The following is a 21,875-nucleotide window of genomic DNA, read 5'->3' as shown; positions in this document are numbered from 1 at the left end:
ACAACAGCCACTCAACGGCTGCCGTAGAGCTTGTCGAGCGTGCCGCCGGAGGCGAAGTGTTCGGATTGGATCTTGGACCAGCCGCCGAATACGTCGTCGACCTTGACGAGGCGGATTTCGGGGAACTGGCTCTTGAACTCGGCCGCGACCTTTTCGTTATGGACGCGGTGGCCGAATTCGGCGGCGATCTTCTGGCCTTCCTCCGTGTAGAGGAATTCCAGATAGGTCTTTGCCAGCGCTTCCGTGCCATGCTTCTTGGCGACCTTGTCGACGACTGCGACCGGGAATTCGGCAAGCAGCGAGACCGACGGAATGACGTTTTCGACCTTGTCCTTGCCGAACTGCTTTTCGATGCCGCGGGTTTCGGCCTCAAAGGTGATCAGCACGTCGCCCTGGCCGCGTTCGACGAAGGTCGTCGTGGCGGCGCGGCCGCCGGTATCAAACACCGGCACGTTGTCGAAGATCTTCGTGATATAGGCTTCGATCTTCTCCTGGTCGTCCTTGAACTCTTCTTTCGCCCAGGCCGTTGCCGCGAGATAGGTGTAGCGGGCGTTGCCAGATGTTTTCGGGTTCGGGAAGATCGCGTGGACGTCGTCACGGGCGAGATCGCCCCAATCCTTGATATTTTTCGGATTGCCGGCGCGCACGAGGAAGGCCGGGAAGGAATAGAAGGGCGAGGCGTTGTTCGGGAACGCCTTGTTCCAGTCTGCTGCAACAAAACCCTGCTTTGCCAGGAAATCGACGTCGGTCGACTGGTTGAAGGTGACGACGTCAGCCTCGAGCCCCTCGACGATCGAGCGTGCCTGCTTGGACGTACCCGCATGCGACTGATCGATCGTGACGCCCGGATGCGCCTTTACGAAGGCCTCGTTCTCGGCCACGAACAGCTCGCGGGCGACGTCATAGGAAGCGTTGAGCAGTTTCTGCTCCTGCGCAAACGCCGGCTGCACGAAGAGGGCGGCAAGTGCCGTGCCGAGGATAAGAAGGCGGTTCATCAGTGTCTCCGGAATGGGAAGTTGAGGCGACACTACCGGGAGTATCGGTAGACCGCGAGGAACCGCCCTCTCCCGCAGGCGATACACGGAGAAATTTCATCCATTTATCGCAGCATTCGGCGATGGTTTTGCCGGAAGGCGCCAAAGCGCAGTGGATCGCCACGATCCGGGGGCAAAGAGGATACGGCTGTTTTGGGCCGTGAGGACGAAACGCGCAGCATGTTTTTGTTAAGCCCCTGAAAGACAAGCGAAGAAAAATTCGTCGTAGCCTTTTTCATCCTCACGCCTGAAAGCCACGCGATAATGGCGTCGTCATCGGATGGGAAACCGTTTTCGCGAACCGGTCCCCGACGGTTCAGCGCTTCTGAGGACGAAGCTCGGTTTCCGGTGATGGTCGAACGACATGCGGTCTCTCGGGAACTGACATCTCCCGAAAATATCGCAGGAAACTCGATCGGGGCAGGCAGATCATCACCTCCCTCATACCCACGATACCGCTGCCTGCCCCACTCCCGTTTCAACCATGCCGGTTTCGCCGGTGTGGACGGTTTTGCTGCTACAACCGATGATCGGCAAACAGGACCGGGTGATCGGCCGCAAGATAGGGAGCGAGATCGGCATCGGTCACCTCGGCAAGGCTTGCCGGTTGCCAGCGCGGGTTACGGTCCTTGTCGATCACGGCGGCCCGCACGCCCTCGTAGAAATCATGGTGCTTCAGCAGTTCGCAAGCGGCGGTGAATTCCCGCTCCAGGCATTCGACAAGGCTTGAACTCTCATGGCCGAAACGAAGCAGTTTCAGCGTCAGCTTGAGGCTGGTCGGAGAGCGCTTCGACAGAGTCTCGAGCGTCTGGGCGGCGAATTCTCCCGTCTCGCGGCTGAGCGCCGCGAGGATCTCCTCGACCGTATCATGGGCGAAGGCCCGGTCGATCACGTCACGGTTCCGCGCAAGCCTGCCACCTTCGGCGGACACGGTGAAACCATCGATCACGGCCCGGACTGCCTCCGCCTCTGAGTCTCCGGGAAGCCGTCCAAGTGCGGCGACGAGATCATTCAACTTCTCTGATGGCACGAACGAATCCGCCAACCCGGCATGGATCGCATCGGCACCGTCAACCACGTCACCGGTCAGGCCCATCCAGGTTCCCGCCTCGCCGGGCGCCCGGGGCAGCAGCCACGTCGCGCCCACATCCGGCACATAGCCGATCCCGGTTTCAGGCATGGCGAGTTTCGTGCGCTCGGTAACGATGCGGTGGCTGCCATGCGCCGAAATGCCGACACCGCCGCCCATCACAATCCCGTCCATCAGCGCCACATAGGGCTTCTCGTAGCGCGAGATGCGATAATTAAACGGCATCTCCTCCCGCCAGAACCGCGTCACCTCGGGGTCGGACGCCCGCCCTGCCTGATGAATGGCCCGGATATCGCCACCAGCACACAGGCCACGCTCGCCCTCGCCCCTGATGATGACGCAGGAGATCTCAGGGTCAGCGGCGCAGCGGTCGAGTATCTCATCGAGCGCCCGCACCATGGACAGATTGAGGCTGTTCAGCGCCTTCGGCCGGTTGAGCGAGACCACCGCAGCAGACCCGCGGCGACTGAACAGCACCTCGGCTTCAGTTGCAGGTTGCACTGGATTGGCCATTGTGTCCTCCATCCTCTACCCCACCCACCCTCATTCCTGTGCTCGTCACAGGGATCCAGCCGACACGCGTCTGCGTGGCGAAAGAGGGTTTGCAGCCCCAAGGACTTGGGGCAGCTGGATCCCTGTGACAAGCACAGGGATGAGGGAGATGGTGGCGCTGCCCGAGCAAGAAAGCTTCCCTCACTCCGCCGCCATCGGCATATCATGCTTGTCCTCGAACAGCTCGCCCTGGTTGGCGGGCGTCTCGGACTTGTCGTCTTTCTTCACCTTCGGCTCGCGGCCGAAGAAGAGGGAGTAGCCGGCGGGGAGCACGATGATGGTGAGGACGGTGGCGACTAGGATGCCGCCCATCATGGCATAGGCGAGCGGTCCCCAGAACAGGCCGCGCGAGATCGGGATCAGTGCCAGCACCGCCGTGAGCGCCGTCAACATGATCGGCCGGAAACGCCTGACGGCGGCGCCGACGATCGCTTCCTGGCGGTGCATGCCAGCCGCGATATCCTGGTCGATCTGGTCGATCAGGATGATCGAGTTGCGGATGATGATGCCGAGCAGCGCGATGACGCCGAGGATGGCGACGAAGCCGAACGGTGCACCGGTGATCAGAAGCGCCATCGCAGCACCGATGATGCCGAGCGGACCGGTCGACAGAACCAGCATCGCCTTGCCGAAATGCTTGAGCTGCATCATCAGGAGCAGCATGATGACCAGCAGCATGATCGGGGCCTTTGCCGCGATCGAGGCCTGGCTTTCGGCCGCATCTTCGGCGCCGCCCTGGATGTCCACGGAATAGCCGGCCGGCAGGGCCGCGCGCAGGTCCGCCATCGAGTTATAGAGGTTCACCGAGGCCTGCGTCGGCTCGACGCCGTCAGGCAGGGTCGCCTTGACGGTAATCGTCGGGAGACGGTCGCGACGCCACTCGATACCCTGTTCGAGGACAGGCTCGACACGGGCCACCTGCGAAGCCGGCACGAAGGTGCCGAGATCGGTCGGAATATAGACCGACTGGACGGCGGCCAGCAGGTTGCGGGTGGCATCCGGCTCGCGCACCACGATCGATACGGTCTCCTCGCCATCGCGGAAGTCGCTGATCGGAGCGCCTGACGTTGCCGCCTGCAGCATCTGCCGAACCCGCTGCGACGAGACGCCGAGCGCACGGGCGCGGTCCTGGTCGATGACGAGCTTCATACCCGCGACCGGCTCCATCCAGTCGTCGTGAATGGCGCCGAAATCTGGTTGGCTTTCGTACCGCGCCTTGACCTGGTCGGCGATGCGGCGGACTTCCGCCTTGTCCGGGCCAACGACGCGCATCTGCACGGCCCAGCCCGTGGGCGGGCCGAGGAAGAGACGGTCGACCTTGCCGCGGACCGTCGGGAATTCTTCGGCAAGGATCTTTCGCAGCTTGACGATCATCCGCTCGCGTTCTTCGAGACCGTTCGACATGATCAGGAGCTGGGCGTAGTTCGGGTTGCGCAACTGCTGGTCGAGCGGCAGGAAGAACCGGGGCGCACCCTCGCCGATATAGGTGGCGACAAAGCTCTTGTCGGGGTCGTCGAGGATCCGGTCTTCGAGCGCCTTGGCCTGACGTTCCACTTCCTTGATCGCGGTGCCCTCCGGCAGCCACATGTCGACCAGAATTTCTGGTCGCGACGACTGCGGGAAGAAGCTCTGCGGAATGAACTGAAACGACCAGAGGCTGGCTGCAAACGCGCCGAGCGTGGCGATGAGCACGATCGCCTTGTGGCGCACGGACCAGCCAACCGCATGGCGCACGCCGCGATACATGCGGGTATCATAGGCATCGTGATGATCGCCGCTGCCCGCATGGCTCCGCTGCTTGAGGATCATGTAGCCGAGCCACGGGGTGAAATAGACGGCCACGAACCAGGATACGACGAGCGCGATGCCGACGACGTAGAACAGCGACCGTACGTATTCGCCGGCGGTCGAATCCGCGAAGCCGACGGGGATAAAGCCGGCGGTGGTGATCAGCGTCCCGGTCAGCATCGGGAAGGCGGTGGAGGAATAGGCAAAGCTTGCCGCATCGAGCCGCTCGAACCCCTCCTCCAGCTTTCTTTCCATCAACTCGACGACGATCATCGCATCGTCGACGAGCAGTCCAAGCGCGATGATCAGCGCGCCGAGCGAGATACGCTGCAGCTCGATGCCGAGATAGAACATGATGGCAAGCGTTGCCGAGAGAACCAGCGGAATGGCGATCGCAATCACGATGCCCGAGCGCCAGCCGATCGAGATCAGCGACACGACCAGCACGATGACCAGCGCTTCGAGAAGCGCCTGCGTGAACTCGCCGACGGCTTCGGTGACGACCTCAGGCTGGTTGGAGATCTGCTCTACCTGGACGCCGACCGGCAGCGTCTCCTCGAAGCGCTTGTAGGTTTCCTCCACCGCATGACCGACGTCGGTCACCTTGTAACCGTTCGCCATCACCACGCCGAGCTGCACGCTGTCATGGCCGTTGAAGCGGAACTTGCGCTGATACGGGTCCTCGAGACCTTCCTTCACCGTGGCGATATCGCCGAGACGGAAGACCTGGTCGCCGGCGCGCAGCCGCAGCGCCTTGATATCATCTGGCGTTGTCACCCCACCCTCGACCGAGATCCGCACCGAGCGGTCCGCGGTTTCCACCGAGCCGGACGCATCGACATCGTTCTGACCGGCCAGCGCGGTGCTGATGTCATTGACGGTGAGGCCGCGCTCGGCAAGCGCCTGCGACGACACGTCGATGAAGATCTTCTGCGGCTGGTCGCCGAGGATCGTTGCCTTTTCGACGCCGGGCGTGGCCAGCAGCATGTCGCGGGCCTGGATGGCGTATTGCTTCAGCTCCGGATAGCTGTAGCCCTCGCCGGTAATGGCGTTGAGGGTGATATAGGTATCGCCGAACTCGTCGTTGAAATAGGGCCCGTAGATACCGGACGGGAGATCCTGGCGAATGTCGCCGATCTTCTTGCGCACCTGGTAGAAGGCATCTGCAACGTCCTGCGCATTCGTGTCGCCCTTCACCTGGATCGTGGTGATCGAGATGCCGGCGCGGGTGTAGGATTTGACCCAGTCGAGATGCGGGGTTTCCTGCAGCTTGCGCTCGATCTTGTTGACCACCTGGTTCTGCATGTCCTCGATCGAGGCACCCGGCCACTGGGCCTGCACGACCATGACGCGGAAGGTAAAGTCCGGATCTTCCTTCTGGCCCATGTTCATGATGCCAAGCGCACCCATGACGATGATGAGACCGAACAGAAAACGCGCGATGCTGGGATGGCCGATGGCCCAGCGGGACAGGTTGAAACTGCCCTTTTCCTTCTGCTTTTCCAGCGGATTGGCCTGATGATCGGAACTCATGATCTTGATCCTCTAACCGGAAATATCAGGGCTGGACGGAAGCGGTGGACTGGCTCGACACCGAGCCGAAGCGTGTCGCGACCGTTTCCGGCAGCTTCACCTTCATATCGTCCTTCATGAACTGGGTGCCGGCCGAGACGATGAGATCGCCTTCGGCAAGGCCTTCCGAGATGCGCACGCCGTCATCGGAAAAATCCGCCACCTTGACCGGACGCGACGCGACAATTCCCTTGCCGCGATCGACCACCCAGACGATCGGCTGGTCACCCTTCTTGGAAAGCGCTGCAAGCGGAATGGCAAAGGCCTTGACCGCGTTGCCGGCGACAGCCTCGATCGATGCGGTCATGCCGAGCAGGATCTTCGGGTCGGCCGGAAGGCTCACCCGCACCGCGAACGTGCGTGACTGGGCATCGGCGCTCTGCGCGACTTCACGCACCTTGCCGTCGATCACGAGATCGGCGGACGACCAGATCCGCGCCTTGACCCCGTCGCCCGGCTTGAAATGCGAGACATCCATTTCCGGAACCGCGATCTGGACTTCCTTCTCGCCATCGACGGCGACCGTGACGACGGAGGTGCCGGTGCTCACCACCTGGCCGCGATCGGCGCTGACGGCCGTGACGATACCGTCGCGGTCGGATTTGAGTTCGGAATAGGCAACCTGATTGCGGGCCTTTTCGAGCGCAGACTGCGCTGAATCCCGTTGTGCCAGGGCCTGCTCGCTGCTGAGCTGCGCCTGTTCCAGCTGCGATTTCGACGTGACGTCCTTGGCCGCCAGCGTTTCCGCGCGGCGAAGCGCAAGACCGGAGATCTCGACCTGCTTGGTGGCCGATGCGAGATCGGCTTCGGCGCTGCCGAGATCAAGCTTGTAATCGGTGGAATCGATCCGAGCGAGCACTTCGCCCGGCGTGACGCGGTCGCCTACATCCACAAGCCGCTCGGTGATCTTGCCCGCGACCCTGAAGCCGAGATTCATTTCGGTGCGGGCACGCACGGAACCGGAATAGACGAGCTTGCGGCCCTCATCCGGCGCACCGATCTGCGTCACCTTGACCGGCCGCACGATCTCCGGCGCCTCGGCCTTTTTCTCTTCGGAACATGCCGCGAGCGAAAGAAGCGCCGCAGCGACTGCAACGCCTTTCAAGGCGGAAGAAAATTGACGGGCTGCGACGAAAGACTTTCCTCGGAAAGACATGATCCCACTCCATAAGGCGGGTTACGGTGAGCGCGACAAGCGCAGGTTCTTATTTCAGCGCCCTGAGGGCGAAATCGACGACATCGGCCGGCGTGGCGCGCCGGGTTTCAAACAGACATTCGGCAATGATCTGCGGGTGACACAGCGTAACCGTGCAGTCACAGAGGCATTCTGCGGCAAGCTCGGCGTCCTGAGCGCGGAACTCTCCCATTGCAATCCCCTCCTCTACGAGGCCTGCGACGATCGCTCGAAGCTGCATGATATGGTCTTCGATCACCGACCACTGTTCCTCGATCGCCACGACAACCATCTCGTGGACCTTGTTTTCGTGCAGCAGCGTCTCGACCGTGATGCGGTGCTGCTGCAGAAAATGGTCACGCAGTCGCTCGGTGGCACTGACAGCGCGCTTTGCATTCTCCCAGGCAACGGCTCGGCTCGCCTCGAGCATCCGGTTGGCAAGCGCCTTGTGGATCTCGGATTTCGACCCGAAGAACCGGTAGATATTGGCCGGCGACATGCCGAGATCCTTGGCGATATCGGCCACTGTCGTCTTGGCGTAACCGTAATGCTTGAACAGTCGCTCGGCCGCTTCGAGGATGCGGACCACGTTTTCCTGGCGTGTATCCTCGGGAGTGCTGACGGGAACGTCCATAACGTAATGGCTTTCAATTAACGACTGACGAATTTCATTTTTCGTCACTATTCATCTTTAACCTCATTGTGTCAAGGCACTCGTATTTTTTTGCAATGCAAGGCATGGTGGACCCACTGGCGCCTCGAGACGTAAGCTCGGGGTACATCGCATATTGAGTTTGGGCGGTGGGAAAGTTGAAGACCGTGCAGGAAGGCCATCAGGTATCCCCGTTTAACGAGGAGCGGTATCGGCTTCTGATTGATTCCATCACGGATTACGCGATCTACATGCTGGATCCGAAAGGCCACATCGCCAGCTGGAATCCGGGCGCCCGGCGCTTCAAGGGGTTCGAGGAATCCGAAATCCTCGGCCAGCATTTCTCCAGATTCTATACGGAAGAAGATCGGCTTGACCATCTGCCGGAACGCGCACTGAGGATTGCTGCGGCGGAAGGCCGGTTCGAGAACGAAGGCTGGAGGGTTCGCAAGGACGGCAGCCGTTTCTGGGCGCATGTCATCATCGATCCTATCCGCGACGGCGATGGCCAGCTCCTCGGCTTTGCCAAGGTCACCCGCGATCTCACCGAGCGCAGGAATGCCGAAGCAGACCTGAAACGCAGCGAGCGGCAGTTCGAGGTCCTGGTGCAAGGGGTCAGCGACTACGCGCTCTACATGCTCGATGGCAAGGGCAATGTCAGCAACTGGAACCACGGTGCCGAACGCATCAAGGGCTACCGCGCCGAGGAGATCGTCGGCGAGCATTTTTCGACCTTCTACACGGTGGACGACCGCGCCGCCGGCGAACCGACAAAAAATCTTGCAACGGCCCTGCGGGACGGCCGCTTCGAGGGCGAGGGTTGGCGCCACCGCAAGGACGGCACCCGTTTCTGGGCGCATGTGATCATTGACGCGATCCGCGACGAGACCGGAGAGCTGAAAGGGTTCGCCAAGATCACCCGCGACATCACGGAAAGGGTCGAGGCGCAGAAGGCGCTGACCGTCGCCCGTGAGGATCTGTTCCAGGCGCAGAAACTGGAAGCGATCGGCCAACTGACTGGCGGCATCGCCCATGACTTCAACAACCTGCTGATGGCGGTGCTGGGAAGCCTCGAAATCCTCAAGAAGAGATTGCCGGACGACCCGTCGCTGATGCCGCTTCTGCAAAACGCCATTCAGGGCGCCGAGCGCGGTGCAGCGCTGACGCAGCGCATGCTGGCCTTTTCGAGGCGGCAGGAACTCCACATGGCCCCGATCGGCGTTGCCGGTCTGATCGATGGCATGATGAATTTCTTCGAGCGTTCGCTGAGATCGGACCTCACAATCAGAACCGACATTCCCGACAGCCTGCCCCCGGTTCTAAGTGACGCTGTGCAGCTCGAGAGCGCGCTTCTGAACCTCGTCGTCAATGCCCGTGACGCGATGACAACAGGCGGAACCGTGACGATCACCGCCATTGATGTGCACTTCGCGCAAGGCGACGACAAGCTCCAGCCGGGTCACTACGTCAAGATCAGCGTTTCCGATACGGGCGAAGGCATGGATCCGGAAACGCTTGCCCGCGCCACCACACCGTTCTTCACCACCAAGGGCGTCGGCAAGGGAACGGGTCTCGGCCTGCCCATGGTGCAGGGCCTGACCGAGCAGTCGGGCGGCCGGCTTTCGATCGACAGCGAAGAGGGCAAGGGAACCACGGTTTCCCTGTTTCTGCCCGTTGCCCGTCTTGAAGACTGCCCGGAGGAAAAGAAGCCCGCCTCGGATCTCTCTGCGGCGCGACCGAAGGAGAGGCTGACGGTGCTGGCCGTCGACGACGACGCGCTGGTGCTGATGAACACATCCCTGATGCTGGAGGATCTCGGCCACACGGTGATCGAAGCTTATAACGGCCGCGAAGCGCTGGATGCGCTAGCCCGCACGGATACGATCGATCTCGTCGTCACGGACCATTCCATGCCGGGAATGACCGGAAGCGAACTCGCGTCGGAGATCAACCGCCAGTGGCCGGGCCTGCCGGTGGTGCTGGCCACCGGCTATGCCGAACTGCCGCCCGGCGAGGACGACCGCCTGCAACTGCCGCGATTGCCGAAGCCGTTCTCCCAGAACCAGCTGGCGGACGTGATCGCCACCATGCTCGGAAGCGCGAGCTGAACCAACGGCTGTGCGCCGCGTTGTATCTCCTGATGATCCGCAGGTGACGCGCGAGGGTCGTTTCGCCCTCATCTCCTGCCGGACGCGACGACATCAGGGAGAACGTCACATGGTATTCAAACATCCGCAGTTTAACGAAACCGCTCCGGAGATCGAAGTCGAGTTCCCGGCTTACGCCCAGCTGGAAGGCAAGGTCGCCGACGCGCTTGCCTCGGCCGGCGGCATTGATGCAAGCGAAGTGACCGTCACCGTCACCGGAACCTCCATTGCCCTGGCAGGCCGGGTCGCCGACGCCCGCGAGATCGCCCGCGCCGAGGAAGTGGTCCGCAGCGTTGAAGGCGTGACCGAGGTGCGCAACAGCATAACCGCCGAAGCCGGCAGCCATCTCACCTGAGGGTTCGAAAGCCTTCAATGCAAAAAGCCCGGAAGCAGACGCTTCCGGGCTTTTTTGTTGGCTAAGAGCAGGCCGCCTGATCGACTGCCGCTTAACGCGGCAGCGCGTAGGCGATGACGTAGTCGCCGGGTGTGGTGCCGACCGAGCCGTGGCCGCCTGCGACCATGACGACAAACTGGCGTCCGTCCTCGACCGCGTAGGTCATCGGCGTCGCCTGACCGCCGGCCGGAAGCCGGGCTTCCCACAGCGTCTTGCCGTTCTTCAGGTCATAGGCACGCAGGTAGTTGTCGACGGCGGCACCGAGGAAGGCAACGCCACCCTTGGTGATCATCGGGCCACCGATGCCGGGAACGCCAACCTTGAACGGCAGCGGCAGCGGGGTCATGTCGTGGACAGTACCGTTGCGATGCTTGTAGGCGGTCTTGCCGGTGCGAAGATCGACGCCGGCGACATAACCCCATGGCGGTGCCTGGCAAGGAATGTTCAACGGACCGAGGAACGGACCCATCAACACGCCGTAAGGAGCGCCATCATTGCGGTTGAGACCCTGTTCCGAACCCTTTTCGTCCTGACCCTTCGCCGGGATATCCGCACGCGGAACCAGCTTGGAGGTAAAGGCGAGATAGGTCGGCATGCCGAACATCACCTGGCGTTCCGGATCGACTGCGACGGAGCCCCAGTTGAACGTGCCGAAATTGCCGGGATAGATGATCGAGCCGTTGAGCGACGGCGGGGTATAGCGACCCTCGTAGTTATACTGGTGGTACCAGATGCGGCACACCATCTGGTCGAGCATCGAAACGCCCCACATGTCGCTTTCTTTCAGCGGCTCCGGCTTGAAGGAGACGGCCGAGGTGGGCTGGGTCGGTGCGGAAAAGTCCTCCGGAATGGCACCCTTCGGAGCAGGCTCTTCGGTGATCGGGAAGATCGGCTCGCCGGTGCGACGGTCGAGAACGTAGATGTCGCCCTGCTTGGTAGGGCCGACCAGCGCCGGCACCACGGAATTATCCGGGCGCGACAGGTCGATCAGCACCGGCTGGGCCGGCACGTCCATGTCCCAGAGATCGTGATGCACCGTCTGGCGAACCCAACGGTCGGCACCGGTATTGATGTCGAGCGCAACGATCGAGGACGAGTATTTCTCGACGCTTTCCGAACGGTTCATGCCGAGCTGGTCGGGCACCTGGTTGCCGAGCGGAATGTAGACGAGGCCGAGTTCCTCATCGACCGAGAAGACCGACCAGCTGTTGGGCGAATTGGTCGTGTAGGTCTGGCCCTCGGCAATCGGCTGGGTCTGGCTCGGATTGCCCGAATCCCAGTTCCAGATCAGTGCGCCGGTGTTGACGTCGAAGGCGCGGATGACGCCGGACTGTTCCTGCGTCGAGTAGTTGTCGTTGACGGCGCCGCCGATGATGATCTTGTTGCCGACGATCGCAGGCGGCGATGTGGAATAGTAATAGCCGGCCGGGTTGTGCTGCATGCCGGTTTCCAGACGCAGCGTGCCGTTCTGGGCAAAGGCCGGGCAGACCTGACCGTTGGCCGCATCAAGCGCGATCAGACGGGCATCGGATGTCGGGAGATAGACGCGCTCGGCGCATGCCGAACCCGCGGCTGCCGCCTGGTCCTTGTAATAGCTGACGCCGCGGCAGGTCTGGTGCTGGCGGTCCGGGTTCATGCCGGAATTCGGGTCGTAACGCCATTTCTCCTTGCCGGTCGTCGCATCGAGCGCGATGGCGAGATTGTGCGGCGTGCAGAGATAAAGCGAGCTGCCGACCTTGAGCGGCGTGACCTGATAGGTCGTCTCGCCCACGTCGTCCGGCCGCTTCACGTCACCGGTCTGGTAGCGCCAAACTTCCGTGAGGTTGGCAACGTTGTCCACATTGACCTGGTCGAGCGGCGAATAGCGCTGGCCATAGGGCGTGCGGCCATACTGGTGCCATTCGCCATCCGGCACATCACCACCGAGCTTTGGGGCGGCTGCGACCGACTGGTCCGGCAGCTCGCCGCTCTGGTCGTAGGGGTCGAAGAACATCGAGGCGACGGCGACGACCACGGCAATGACCGAGGCGATGGCCAGCGGTACGGCACTGGCGCTGTATTGCATGCCGGATGGGCTGAGAAAGCCGAGCGGCTTGCGGATCCACGGGGTCAGCAGCCAGAAGCCGAGGACGATGATGAGACCGCCGCGCGGGCCGAGCTGCCACCAGTCGAAACCGACTTCCCAAAGCGCCCAGACGAGCGAAACGATGACAATACCGGCATAGACATGCAGTGCCGCGCGTTTCTTAAGGAAAAGCAGAATGGCGGTCAGCACGAAGGCAAGGCCGCAGATGAGATAATAAACGCTACCTCCCAGCATGACGAGCTGCCCGCCGCCGATGGCGAGAGCGAGCCCGAGCAGGGTGAAGATGATGGCGGTGATCTTGAGAGCCATGGTGGTTTCCGTTCCGAACTGAAGACGGGCATTATAGGTGGCAAGCCGGACATTCAGCCGGTGTCGCGTGGTAATCTAGCGCTCTCCGGAGATGTTCAAGATACGATACGGAATGCCAGCCGTGCAGAAGTGCGAGAACAAACGGGCGCTCTGCTCGTTCGGAAAGAGAACGCCGCAGCGATCGACGGCGACCCACTCAAACAGGGATTGCAAGCACAGCCATGGCATATGAACTCTACTACTGGGACGGCCTGCAGGGTCGCGGCGAATTCGTCAGACTGGCGCTGGAAGACGCCGGTGCGGACTATCTCGACGTGGCGAGAACCACGGACGGGTCCGAAAAGATGATGAATTACCTGAAGGGCAACCAAGCCTATCCCGACCTGCCTTTCGCTCCGCCGTTTCTGAAAGATGGCGAGATCGTCGTCTCGCATGTCGCCAACATCCTGCACTATCTCGGCCCGAAGCTCGGGCTTGCTCCCGATGACGAACGGTTGCGTGTGTTTGCGCAGGGTCTGCAGCTGACGATCACCGACTTCGTGGCCGAGGTTCACGACACCCACCATCCGATCAGCACCGGGGACTATTACGAGGATCAGAAGCCGGAAGCCAAGGCGCGCACAAAGGCGTTTCTTGCGCAGCGGGTGCCAAAGTTTCTCGGTTATTTCGACGGCGTGATCGGATCAAACCCGACCGGCGAAGGCTGGGCTGTCGGCGGCGCGATCACCTATGTGGACCTGTCGCTCTTCCAGATCGCCGAAGGGTTGACCTACGCTTTCCCGCGGGCAATGGCATCGCTGGACAGCCGGTATCCGAACGTGGCGAGACTTCGCGAGGCCGTTGGGAAAAGGCCGAGGATCGCAGCCTATCTCAAATCGGAGCGACGCATCGCTTTCAACGAGAGCGGTATCTTTCGCCACTATCCCGAACTCGACGAGGATCCGGCGTAGGCGCTTTGGCGCCTTGACGTTTCTGCCTAGATAAATGCGAAGACAGGAGCGACCGTAGCAATCATGATCGCGGTCGCGATCAGTACAAACTTCATGTCCTTGCGCTCCTGGGCATTGATGGCTGCCTCTTCGGGCAGCCGCGTTTGGATGACGAGCGGGGTTATCTTGCTTCCTCCCCCAGTTCCTGAAGGATCTGGTGCCGTGCGCGATTGAGACGACTCTTGACCGTTCCAACAGCGCAGCCGCAGATTTCGGCCGTTGCCTCGTAGCTCTCACCGAGAATGGCAACCAGCGTCAGTACCTCGCGGTAATGGGGAGGCAGCTTTACGAGAGCGTCGCGAACTTCCTTCGCCCTGATTGCCATTTCCTGCGAAGCAGCTATCGGCGTATCGCCCGACACGTTTTCTTCGAGCCCTGGAGCCTCGCGGCCTAAAATCTTGGATCGGGTATAGAACGTGTTGCGCATGATGGTGAAGAGCCAGGACTTCAGCCGCGTGCCGCGCTCGAACTTGTCGAGGTTGGCCAGCGCCTTCATCAGTGTTTCCTGCACGAGATCGTCGGCATCCGTCGTATTGCGGCAGAACGTACGCGCGAAGGCACGAAGCGCCGGTATAAGCTTCACGATATCTGCCCGCGCAGGATCGCCATTCAACTGTGATTCAGACACCGTTGCCTACCTCTCCCAAGTCTCGACGGCCGGATTGACTTCTGCAAACGCGTGCCCCTTCATTTTGGTTCCGCCCTCCCAACCCCACCCGGAGATTGCCGGCAGATCACCTTGAAAATATGGGGCTCTTGCCGGCCTGCCGGAACAAACTGAAGCAGCAAGCCGTTTTTTCCGCATCATCCGCAACACCAAGGAGGGAATGTCATGAGCTTTACCGACAAAACCAACGACAACGACCAGAACAGCGCACAGAGCGACGAGTGGAAGGCCAAGAAGGCTGAGCAGTCGGCGCGCGAAAAGGGCAGCGACGCTGACCTCGAACAGCAGCTCGACGAGGGCCTGGAAGATACGTTTCCGGCGAGCGATCCGGTCGCCGCAACAATAACGTCCATTCCGGCCGGCACCCCGGAGCCGCCGAAGAACTGATACCGACCCGGACCATTGGAACAAAGTGGGCGGCCTCCGAATAGGAGGTCGCCCTTTTTCATTCTTCGCTGTGACTTTTTCGGGATATCCGAAATTAATCTTATTGGTATAAGAGGTTTCTAAAGGGCTCGGGAATGCGGGCGAAAGCGTCCGGCAGAGGGTGTTTTCGGTGGCGGTGACGTCAGAGGTCGGAATGAAGAAGCAGAGCAAGCCGGTGGAAGAAAAAGACGCGAGTTTCGGACGCAGCGTCAACCGCAAGGTTTCCGTTCTGTTGGCGGAGATCGAGAAGGAAGACGTGCCCGATCGCCTGCTCGGTCTTGCCCTGCAGCTTCAGAAGGAATTGTCCGAAAAGCTCGACGGTAAAGGCAGCTGACCGCCTGACCTCGAGATGAGCGCCCGCCGGCGCATGCGCGAACATCTGATCTGCGGACCAACCGCAAGCTGTCGCCCCATCTCGACCTTTTTCACAAATATGTGAGGAACTTTCAGCTTCTGCTTTGGTTCATTGGGTGCGAATTCGACTCTCAAGGAGATCCACCATGGCTAAAGACAAAACCCTCGAAGACCTGTTCTACGAAACGCTGAAGGACATCTACTACGCCGAGCGCCAGATCGTGAAAGCGCTGCCGAAAATGGCCCGCGGTGCCCAGGATCCGAAGCTGAAGGCCGCTTTCGAGACCCATAAGGAAGAGACCGAAGGCCAGATCGAACGCCTGAAGCAGGTTTTCGAACTGATCGGCAAGCGCGCTCAGGGCAAGACCTGCGACGCGATCGAAGGCATCCTGTCCGAAGGCGAGGAAATCCTCGAAGAATTCAAGGGCACATCGGCTCTCGACGCCGGCCTTCTGGCCGCTGCACAGGCAGTCGAACACTATGAGATCAGCCGTTACGGCACGCTGCGCACATGGGCGACCGAACTCGGCCTGAAGGACGTGGCAAAGCTTCTCGACGAGACGCTTGCCGAAGAAAGCAAGACCGACGAAGCGCTGTCTGCACTGGCACAGTCCACCGTCAACGCCGCTGCCAAGAAGGCAGCCTGATCGCCACAGCGACAAACGCCCGATCACCAGATCGGGTGTCTCCTCGCGAACGTGACGCCAGAAAAACGAAAAGTCCGGCACATGCCGGACTTTTTTGGATTGATTTGCGGTCTGCTACATCGGCGCGCGGACTATCGCCAAAACAAAAACGCTCCTCAGTCCCACAGGATTGCGAAGACGTATGAATGACTTGGCAGCCAAAAAAAACGGTGTCAATCAGCTATGGTAAGCGGCTTTCGGAATGCCGGATTTCGGCAGCATTTCGATCGGAGCCATCTTTCCATCCACACCAAGCCTGCGGAAAACTCCGGCATGGAATCGTCCACGCCGCAGCAGTTGGACCTTCGCCGCCTCCACGGCAAGTTCCACTGTATGGAAGTACGAAGTTGAATGTACCCCGTCAATTACATAGACCCAGCCCGTTGCGTCTGGAACAATATCGCAGTAGTTTTGCATTGCAGCGTCTCCTCCCGGCGGTCTCGAACGCGTAACTCCTCGAATAGTTCCGTCCGGTCGGTTGTTTGTGCCAACACGATTTGAATCAATCGAATTTCTGTCGTGAAATCCATGGAACTTATTCCCAACAAGGTCGTTTCGGCTTTTGGGTGAATGGAGACAAAGATGGCTGATTCCGAACAAGACTGGATCAAGCACCGCGCGTATGCGCTCTGGGAGGAAGAGGGGTATCCTTCAGGCAAAGATACGGAGCACTGGGAGCGCGCCAAACTGGAGTTTGCGACGCTGAAGCCGACTGCGTCGGCACCGGCCGCCCACGAACAGCCTGCAGCATCCGCGCCGAAACTGCCCACCGCAAATGCCAAGGATTCCACCGCCAAAGCAGCCAAGCCTGCCAAGTCAGCGGCGGCGGGGTCCGAAAAATCGAAAAAAGCGCTCGCCTCCGAGGCCTCAAGCGAAAAGAAGTCAGTGCCGGTTTCTCCGGCCCCGGTTCCCGCGGGCAAACAGCCTGCCAAGAAGCGGTCCCGATAGGCCGGGCTGGCCTTTGACGCCAGCCGGGTCACGCAGACAAGAGCGGACATGACGGGCCGCGGCAGTCTCTGCCGCGGGGTAATCATTACATCTGAAAGACGGCAATGGCTTTTGCGTATTCGTGTATTTCTCTGACTGGTTTTCCCATTTCGGCGGTCGCTGACACAGGTCTCCCCTCCGGCACTGATGTGAAATGGCATGGACAAGGGTGGGAGTTGGCATGATGGACGCGTACGGCCCCTTGGATGGCCCCATCGAAATAGCATCAGTTGATGACCCGGTTGCCAGTCAGAGTACTGGCCGTTCGCACTCGTCGGACGCCGTTCCCGGGCGTAGCACGCAGCGGAGCCTTGGGGGACGCAGTGGGGAAAATTTCGCGATGAAAGTATTGTCGGTCACCTCGGAAATCTTCCCGCTGGTCAAGACCGGCGGATTGGCCGATGTGACAGGATCGCTGCCGAAGGCGCTTGCTGCCCTCGGGATCGATACCATAACGCTCATTCCGGGTTATCCGAAAGTGATGGCCCAGGTAAGCTCCGGCGTGACGCCGCTTGCTCTGTTCGACGACCTGCTCGGTACCCGCGCGTCGCTGCTGCATGTGAAAATCGAAGGCCTGAACCTGTTCGTGCTCGACGCGCCGGAACTCTATGACCGGCTTGGCGGACCTTATGTCGACGAGCATGGCAACGACCACCACGACAACTGGCGGCGCTTCGCAGCTCTGTCGAAGGCTGCGGCGGAAATCGCCGGTGGGCTTCTCCCGGGTTTCGTACCCGATGTCGTTCATACCCATGACTGGCAATCGGCGATGACGTCGGTCTACATGCGCGAAATGGGCTGCGCCATTCCGAGCGTGATCACCATCCACAACATCGCGTTCCAGGGCCAGTATTCCGCAGACATCCTTCCCGCGATCGGCCTTCCCAGCTCGCTGTTTTCAATCAACGGGATCGAATATTTCGGTGGCATCAGCTACCTGAAGGGCGGATTGCTGACGGCCGACGCGATCACCACGGTCAGCCCCACCTATGCCCGAGAGATCCTCACGCCGCGTTTCGGCATGGGCCTTGACGGTGTCCTGAACGAGCGCGTGACCGTGTTGCGCGGCATCGTCAACGGCACAGACCTCGACATCTGGGACCCGGCAACGGATCCGCATATTCCGCGCAATTACGATGTCAGTTCGCTGAAGCGCAAGCGCGACAACAAGACCGTATTGATGGAAAAGTTCGGGCTCGACCCTGAAGGCAACGGACCGATCTTTTCCGCCGTCAGCCGCCTCACCTGGCAAAAGGGTTTCGACATGTTCGCCGATACGGCGGACGAGGTCATCCACAATGGCGGTCGTATCATCGTGTTCGGCCAGGGCGACAAGGATATCGAACAGTCGCTGCTGGATACGGCTGCGCGCTATCCCGGCAAGATGGCCGTCCACATCGGCTACGACGAACCGACCGCGCATCTCATCCATGCCGGTTCGGATGCGATCGTGCAGCCATCGCGGTTCGAGCCGTGCGGCCTGACGCAGCTTTACGCGCTTCGCTACGGCACCGTGCCCGTCGTCTCGCGCACAGGCGGGCTGTCGGAAACCATCATCGATGCGAATGATGCAGCGATGTCGGCACGGGTTGCGACCGGCTTCCAGTTCCACCCTGTGACGACCGACGGACTGCGTCTCGCGCTGCGCCGGGCCATGCACGCCTACCAGGAACCGAAAATGTGGGCCCGGTTGCAGAACCAGGCGATGAAGGCGAAATTCTCCTGGGAGCGCAGCGCCCAGCAATACGCCACAGTCTACACCAACCTGGTGCGTAAGGCTGGCAACTCCTCCGCGGACCGACGAGCGAGCTACTGATCCGGCAGGTGCCGTGATCGGCACCTGCGTCGTTTGATTCCTTGACGAACACGGCGCACACAGCGTTCGGCTAACGAGAACCGCAGGTCTCAGACCGACCGCGTCAAACCACCGTCCACCTTCAGGTTCTGCCCGGTGATGTACCCGGCACCTTCGGATGCCAGGAATGCCACGGTTGCGGCGATTTCCTCGCTTGTGCCGTAGCGCTTCATCGGCACGCTGTCGCGCCGGTCATCGGTTGCCGGCAGGCTGTCGATCCATCCGGGCAAAACGTTGTTGATGCGCACATTGTCGGCCGCGTAGGTATCTGCAAAGATTTTCGTATAAGCGGCGAGCCCGGCGCGAAACACCGCCGATGTCGGGAACATCGCGGACGGCTCGAACGCCCAGGCGGTCGAGATATTGACGATAGAGCCCGACTTCTGGGCCTGCATGATCGGTGCCACCAGCCGCACCGGACGGATGACGTTGAGCAGATAAACATCGAGGCCGGTATGCCACTGGTCGTCGGTGATTTCGACGATCTGCGCACGTGGTCCATGGCCGGCGCTGTTGACCAGCACGTCGATCCGTCCCCATGTCTCCATGACCGTATCGACCAGCCGCTTGAGATCATCGTTGGACTGGTTGGAGCCGGTGATGCCGAGCCCCCCGAGTTCCTGCGCCAAGGCCTCGCCCTTACCTGAAGAGGATAGGATCGCTACCTTGAACCCATCAGCCGCGAGCTTCTTCGCAGACGCCGCTCCCATACCGCTTCCGCCCGCTGTGACGATCGCTACCTTTTCTGCCGACATACTGTGCTTCCCTCCCTGCATCGTGGTGTGAACAGAGACATAGCATGAGGAAAAGCTGTCATCGAATGAGTTCGGCTGAAGGCTGGTGAGTTCTGCCCTTGGGGCATACCACCCAAACGAAAAACCCCGCCGGAGACCGGCGGGGCTTGGAGATCAGAGTATTCAGGCTGCCATCACGGACGGCGGAACAGTGCCAGGCTGCGGCCTTCGAGTTCGAAGTCCCGTTCCTTGGTGATCACGAGACCCTTCTTGGAATAATCCGATGTGGTCATCTCCAGCACCCAGCCACCTTCGCCGAACTGCGGGATCTGGAACGGCACGTTGCCTTCGAACGGGTTGAACAGCAGCAGCACGTCGTGCCAGATGCCTTCCTCTTCCTTCAGGTCGCCACGGCCAATGTACAGACCGATCGTCGAGCCTTCGTCCCACTGTTCGGAGGTCTGGAAACCACCGCCGGCGTTGAACCACTTGATGTCCATGCCATCGCGCCAGTTCTCGCGGCGCAGCAATGGCTGCTCGTGCCGGAGCTTGATGATCTGGCGGGTAAACTCGCGCAGCTGCTCGTTGCTTTCAGGCAGGTTTTCCCAGGCAACCCAGGAGATCTCGCTGTCCTGGCAGTAGCCGTTGTTATTGCCGAGCTGGCTGCGACCGAACTCGTCACCGGCCAGCAGCATCGGCGTGCCGTGCGAGAACATGAGCGTGGCGAGGAAGTTGCGCTTCTGGCGCTCACGCACCGCGTTGATGCCCTCGTCTTCCGTCGGGCCTTCCTCACCGTAATTGTAGCTACGGTTGTCGTTATGGCCGTCGTTATTGTCTTCGCCGTTCTCGTCGTTGTGCTTCTCGTTGTACGAAACCATGTCGTTCAAGGTGAAGCCGTCATGGGCGGTGATGAAGTTGACCGATGCCCAGGGACGACGACCGCGCTGATCGTAAAGATCGCCGGAACCGAGAAGGCGCGCCGCAAAGTCCGTCGAGACGTTGTCGCCCTTCCAGTATTCGCGCACCGTATCGCGGTACTTGTCGTTCCATTCGGCCCAGCCAGGCGGAAAGCCGCCGACCTGGTAGCCGCCCGGACCGATATCCCAAGGCTCGCCGATCAGCTTGACCTTGGAAAGGACCGGATCCTGCGTGATGGCATCGAAGAAGCCACCGCGCTCGTTGAAGCCTTCCGGCTCGCGACCGAGAATGGTGCCAAGATCGAAGCGGAAGCCGTCGATATGCATCGCTTCGGCCCAGTAGCGCAGGGAGTCGGTGACCATCTGCAGTACACGCGGATGCGAAGTGTTGACGGTGTTCCCGGTGCCGGTGTCGTTGATGTAGTAACGATGCTGGTCCGGCATGGTACGGTAGTAGGAGAAGTTGTCGATGCCCTTGAACGACAGGGTCGGTCCAAGCTCGTTGCCTTCGGCCGTGTGGTTGTAGACCACGTCGAGAATGACCTCGACGCCGGCATCGTGGAAGTTCCGCACCATCTCGCGGAAACCCTGGATGCCCTTCGGTCCGAAGTAGCGCGAGGCCGGCGAGAAGAAGTTGAGGGTGTTGTAGCCCCAGAAATTCTTCAGGCCACGATCGAGCAGGTGCTGATCGTCCGGGAAGGAGTGGACCGGCAGCAGCTCCACCGAGGTGATGCCGAGGTTCTTGATGTAATCGACGGTCGCCTTGTGGCCCATGCCTTCATACGTGCCGCGCAGATCGATCGGAACGCCGGGATTGAGCTGGGTGAAGCCCTTCACATGCGTTTCGTAGAGGACTGTCTGTGGCCAGCTGATCTTCGGACGGTTGTTGTCGTGCCAGTCGAAATTGGGGTCGATGACGACGCCCTTCGGTGTATAGGGACCGCTGTCGCGTTCGTCGAAGGTCAGGTCCTTGTCTTCGGCAAGGAGGTCATAGGCAAAGTGTGCCTCGTTCCACTCAACGTCGCCGAACAGTTCGCGTGCATAGGGGTCGATCAGCAGCTTGTTGGGGTTGAAGCGATGGCCGTTTTCCGGGTCATAGGGGCCATGGACGCGGTAGCCGTAGAGGGCGCCGGGCTTCAGGCCGGGGATATAGCCGTGCCAGATCTCGTGGGTGTATTCCGGCAGCTCAAGGCGGGCGATTTCCACCTTGCCGCTCGGGTCGTACAGGCAGAGTTCAACGCGCTCGGCATGCGCCGAGAAAATCGCGAAGTTGACGCCATCGCCGTCGTAATTTGCACCCAGCTGAAGCCAGGAACCCGGGTGAACGACAAAGTGGCTCGATTTCGTATCCATATTTCCCCGCTGGTCATACCAATTGAAACTTTCGCCTATAGAAGGTGCGAGGCTGCAATTCGTTCCAGAGGCCCTGCAATTTAGGAGGTTTCGCAAGTTGCCCGCGAAA

Annotated in this window: 18 protein-coding genes; 8 read left to right on the top strand and 10 right to left on the bottom strand. The window is 60.8% G+C overall.

The features are described 5' to 3' along the window. Positions 1–11 precede the first annotated feature (11 nt). From cysP to BLW69_RS01905, 5 genes are all read right to left on the bottom strand, one after another. The gene (gene cysP / locus BLW69_RS01925; protein ID WP_092659564.1) at positions 12–995 is read right to left on the bottom strand and encodes a thiosulfate ABC transporter substrate-binding protein CysP; all 984 of its coding nucleotides are present in this window, start codon (positions 993–995) and stop codon (positions 12–14) included. Between the two features lie 556 nt (positions 996–1,551). Beyond that, positions 1,552–2,637: an enoyl-CoA hydratase/isomerase family protein gene (locus BLW69_RS01920; protein ID WP_092659562.1), complete on the bottom strand. Its 1,086-nt coding sequence runs from the start codon at positions 2,635–2,637 to the stop codon at positions 1,552–1,554. Positions 2,638–2,817: 180 nt separating this feature from the next. Continuing rightward, positions 2,818–5,997 (bottom strand): efflux RND transporter permease subunit, encoded by a 3,180-nt coding sequence (locus tag BLW69_RS01915; RefSeq protein WP_092659560.1) that lies wholly within the window; start codon positions 5,995–5,997, stop codon positions 2,818–2,820. A 25-nt stretch (positions 5,998–6,022) separates the two neighbouring features. After that, positions 6,023–7,192, bottom strand: a complete 1,170-nt coding sequence (locus tag BLW69_RS01910; RefSeq protein WP_092659558.1) for an efflux RND transporter periplasmic adaptor subunit — start codon at positions 7,190–7,192, stop codon at positions 6,023–6,025. A 49-nt stretch (positions 7,193–7,241) separates the two neighbouring features. After that, positions 7,242–7,844, bottom strand: coding sequence for a TetR/AcrR family transcriptional regulator (locus BLW69_RS01905; RefSeq protein ID WP_062581968.1), 603 nt, complete (start codon positions 7,842–7,844; stop codon positions 7,242–7,244). 185 nt (positions 7,845–8,029) lie between these two features. Here BLW69_RS01905 and BLW69_RS01900 point away from each other — a divergent pair, with 185 nt between their 5' ends. Further along, entirely contained in the window at positions 8,030–9,970 is a 1,941-nt protein-coding gene (locus tag BLW69_RS01900; protein ID WP_244508762.1) for a hybrid sensor histidine kinase/response regulator, read from the top strand. 109 nt (positions 9,971–10,079) lie between these two features. After that, positions 10,080–10,364 (top strand): BON domain-containing protein, encoded by a 285-nt coding sequence (locus BLW69_RS01895; RefSeq protein WP_062461431.1) that lies wholly within the window; start codon positions 10,080–10,082, stop codon positions 10,362–10,364. 91 nt (positions 10,365–10,455) lie between these two features. Here BLW69_RS01895 and BLW69_RS01890 read toward each other — a convergent pair whose 3' ends face one another. Further along, positions 10,456–12,798 carry a glucose/quinate/shikimate family membrane-bound PQQ-dependent dehydrogenase gene (locus BLW69_RS01890; protein WP_092659556.1) on the bottom strand — a complete coding sequence of 781 codons (2,343 nt, stop codon included), beginning with the start codon at positions 12,796–12,798 and terminating at the stop codon, positions 10,456–10,458. A gap of 221 nt (positions 12,799–13,019) precedes the next feature. Here BLW69_RS01890 and BLW69_RS01885 point away from each other — a divergent pair, with 221 nt between their 5' ends. Beyond that, positions 13,020–13,748, top strand: coding sequence for a glutathione S-transferase (locus BLW69_RS01885; RefSeq protein WP_092659554.1), 729 nt, complete (start codon positions 13,020–13,022; stop codon positions 13,746–13,748). A 160-nt stretch (positions 13,749–13,908) separates the two neighbouring features. Here BLW69_RS01885 and BLW69_RS01880 read toward each other — a convergent pair whose 3' ends face one another. Next, on the bottom strand, positions 13,909–14,370 hold the full coding sequence (locus tag BLW69_RS01880; RefSeq protein ID WP_082472028.1) for a sigma-70 family RNA polymerase sigma factor: 462 nt from the start codon (positions 14,368–14,370) through the stop codon (positions 13,909–13,911). A gap of 249 nt (positions 14,371–14,619) precedes the next feature. Between BLW69_RS01880 and BLW69_RS01875 the strand changes: the two genes are divergently transcribed. From BLW69_RS01875 to BLW69_RS01865, 3 genes are all read left to right on the top strand, one after another. Further along, complete coding sequence (locus BLW69_RS01875) at positions 14,620–14,841, top strand: hypothetical protein (RefSeq protein ID WP_062581961.1); 222 nt, start codon at positions 14,620–14,622, stop codon at positions 14,839–14,841. A gap of 193 nt (positions 14,842–15,034) precedes the next feature. Beyond that, the gene (locus tag BLW69_RS01870) at positions 15,035–15,214 is read left to right on the top strand and encodes a hypothetical protein (RefSeq protein WP_062461446.1); all 180 of its coding nucleotides are present in this window, start codon (positions 15,035–15,037) and stop codon (positions 15,212–15,214) included. A 166-nt stretch (positions 15,215–15,380) separates the two neighbouring features. Continuing rightward, entirely contained in the window at positions 15,381–15,881 is a 501-nt protein-coding gene (locus BLW69_RS01865) for a YciE/YciF ferroxidase family protein (protein WP_062461448.1), read from the top strand. 216 nt (positions 15,882–16,097) lie between these two features. Here the strand turns inward: BLW69_RS01865 and BLW69_RS22485 are convergent, their stop codons facing one another. Next, entirely contained in the window at positions 16,098–16,337 is a 240-nt protein-coding gene (locus tag BLW69_RS22485; RefSeq protein ID WP_139283771.1) for a hypothetical protein, read from the bottom strand. A gap of 165 nt (positions 16,338–16,502) precedes the next feature. Between BLW69_RS22485 and BLW69_RS01860 the strand changes: the two genes are divergently transcribed. Both BLW69_RS01860 and glgA read left to right on the top strand, forming a co-directional pair. Then, on the top strand, positions 16,503–16,868 hold the full coding sequence (locus tag BLW69_RS01860) for a DUF2934 domain-containing protein (RefSeq protein ID WP_062461451.1): 366 nt from the start codon (positions 16,503–16,505) through the stop codon (positions 16,866–16,868). A gap of 379 nt (positions 16,869–17,247) precedes the next feature. After that, positions 17,248–18,723 (top strand): glycogen synthase GlgA, encoded by a 1,476-nt coding sequence (glgA, locus tag BLW69_RS01855; RefSeq protein WP_162759489.1) that lies wholly within the window; start codon positions 17,248–17,250, stop codon positions 18,721–18,723. A gap of 89 nt (positions 18,724–18,812) precedes the next feature. Here the strand turns inward: glgA and BLW69_RS01850 are convergent, their stop codons facing one another. Beyond that, positions 18,813–19,517: an SDR family oxidoreductase gene (locus BLW69_RS01850; RefSeq protein WP_092659550.1), complete on the bottom strand. Its 705-nt coding sequence runs from the start codon at positions 19,515–19,517 to the stop codon at positions 18,813–18,815. A gap of 173 nt (positions 19,518–19,690) precedes the next feature. After that, the gene (gene glgX, locus BLW69_RS01845) at positions 19,691–21,766 is read right to left on the bottom strand and encodes a glycogen debranching protein GlgX (protein WP_062461460.1); all 2,076 of its coding nucleotides are present in this window, start codon (positions 21,764–21,766) and stop codon (positions 19,691–19,693) included. Positions 21,767–21,875: the final 109 nt, after the last annotated feature.

The organism is Rhizobium sp. NFR12 (assembly GCF_900108545.1).
Taxonomy (GTDB): domain Bacteria; phylum Pseudomonadota; class Alphaproteobacteria; order Rhizobiales; family Rhizobiaceae; genus Neorhizobium; species Neorhizobium soli.
This window is presented reverse-complemented; position numbering and strand designations above follow the sequence as displayed.

Coding starts and splice junctions, on each gene's coding strand:
- BLW69_RS01865 (WP_062461448.1), top strand. CDS start 15,381: ATGGCTAAAGACAAAACCCTCGAAGACCTGTTCTACGAAACGCTGAAG.
- BLW69_RS01870 (WP_062461446.1), top strand. CDS start 15,035: ATGAAGAAGCAGAGCAAGCCGGTGGAAGAAAAAGACGCGAGTTTCGGA.
- BLW69_RS01920 (WP_092659562.1), bottom strand. CDS start 2,637: ATGGCCAATCCAGTGCAACCTGCAACTGAAGCCGAGGTGCTGTTCAGT.
- BLW69_RS01850 (WP_092659550.1), bottom strand. CDS start 19,517: ATGTCGGCAGAAAAGGTAGCGATCGTCACAGCGGGCGGAAGCGGTATG.
- BLW69_RS01895 (WP_062461431.1), top strand. CDS start 10,080: ATGGTATTCAAACATCCGCAGTTTAACGAAACCGCTCCGGAGATCGAA.
- BLW69_RS22485 (WP_139283771.1), bottom strand. CDS start 16,337: ATGCAAAACTACTGCGATATTGTTCCAGACGCAACGGGCTGGGTCTAT.
- BLW69_RS01915 (WP_092659560.1), bottom strand. CDS start 5,997: ATGAGTTCCGATCATCAGGCCAATCCGCTGGAAAAGCAGAAGGAAAAG.
- BLW69_RS01890 (WP_092659556.1), bottom strand. CDS start 12,798: ATGGCTCTCAAGATCACCGCCATCATCTTCACCCTGCTCGGGCTCGCT.
- BLW69_RS01910 (WP_092659558.1), bottom strand. CDS start 7,192: ATGTCTTTCCGAGGAAAGTCTTTCGTCGCAGCCCGTCAATTTTCTTCC.
- cysP (WP_092659564.1), bottom strand. CDS start 995: ATGAACCGCCTTCTTATCCTCGGCACGGCACTTGCCGCCCTCTTCGTG.
- glgA (WP_162759489.1), top strand. CDS start 17,248: ATGAAAGTATTGTCGGTCACCTCGGAAATCTTCCCGCTGGTCAAGACC.
- BLW69_RS01905 (WP_062581968.1), bottom strand. CDS start 7,844: ATGGACGTTCCCGTCAGCACTCCCGAGGATACACGCCAGGAAAACGTG.
- BLW69_RS01875 (WP_062581961.1), top strand. CDS start 14,620: ATGAGCTTTACCGACAAAACCAACGACAACGACCAGAACAGCGCACAG.
- BLW69_RS01860 (WP_062461451.1), top strand. CDS start 16,503: ATGGCTGATTCCGAACAAGACTGGATCAAGCACCGCGCGTATGCGCTC.
- BLW69_RS01885 (WP_092659554.1), top strand. CDS start 13,020: ATGGCATATGAACTCTACTACTGGGACGGCCTGCAGGGTCGCGGCGAA.
- glgX (WP_062461460.1), bottom strand. CDS start 21,766: ATGGATACGAAATCGAGCCACTTTGTCGTTCACCCGGGTTCCTGGCTT.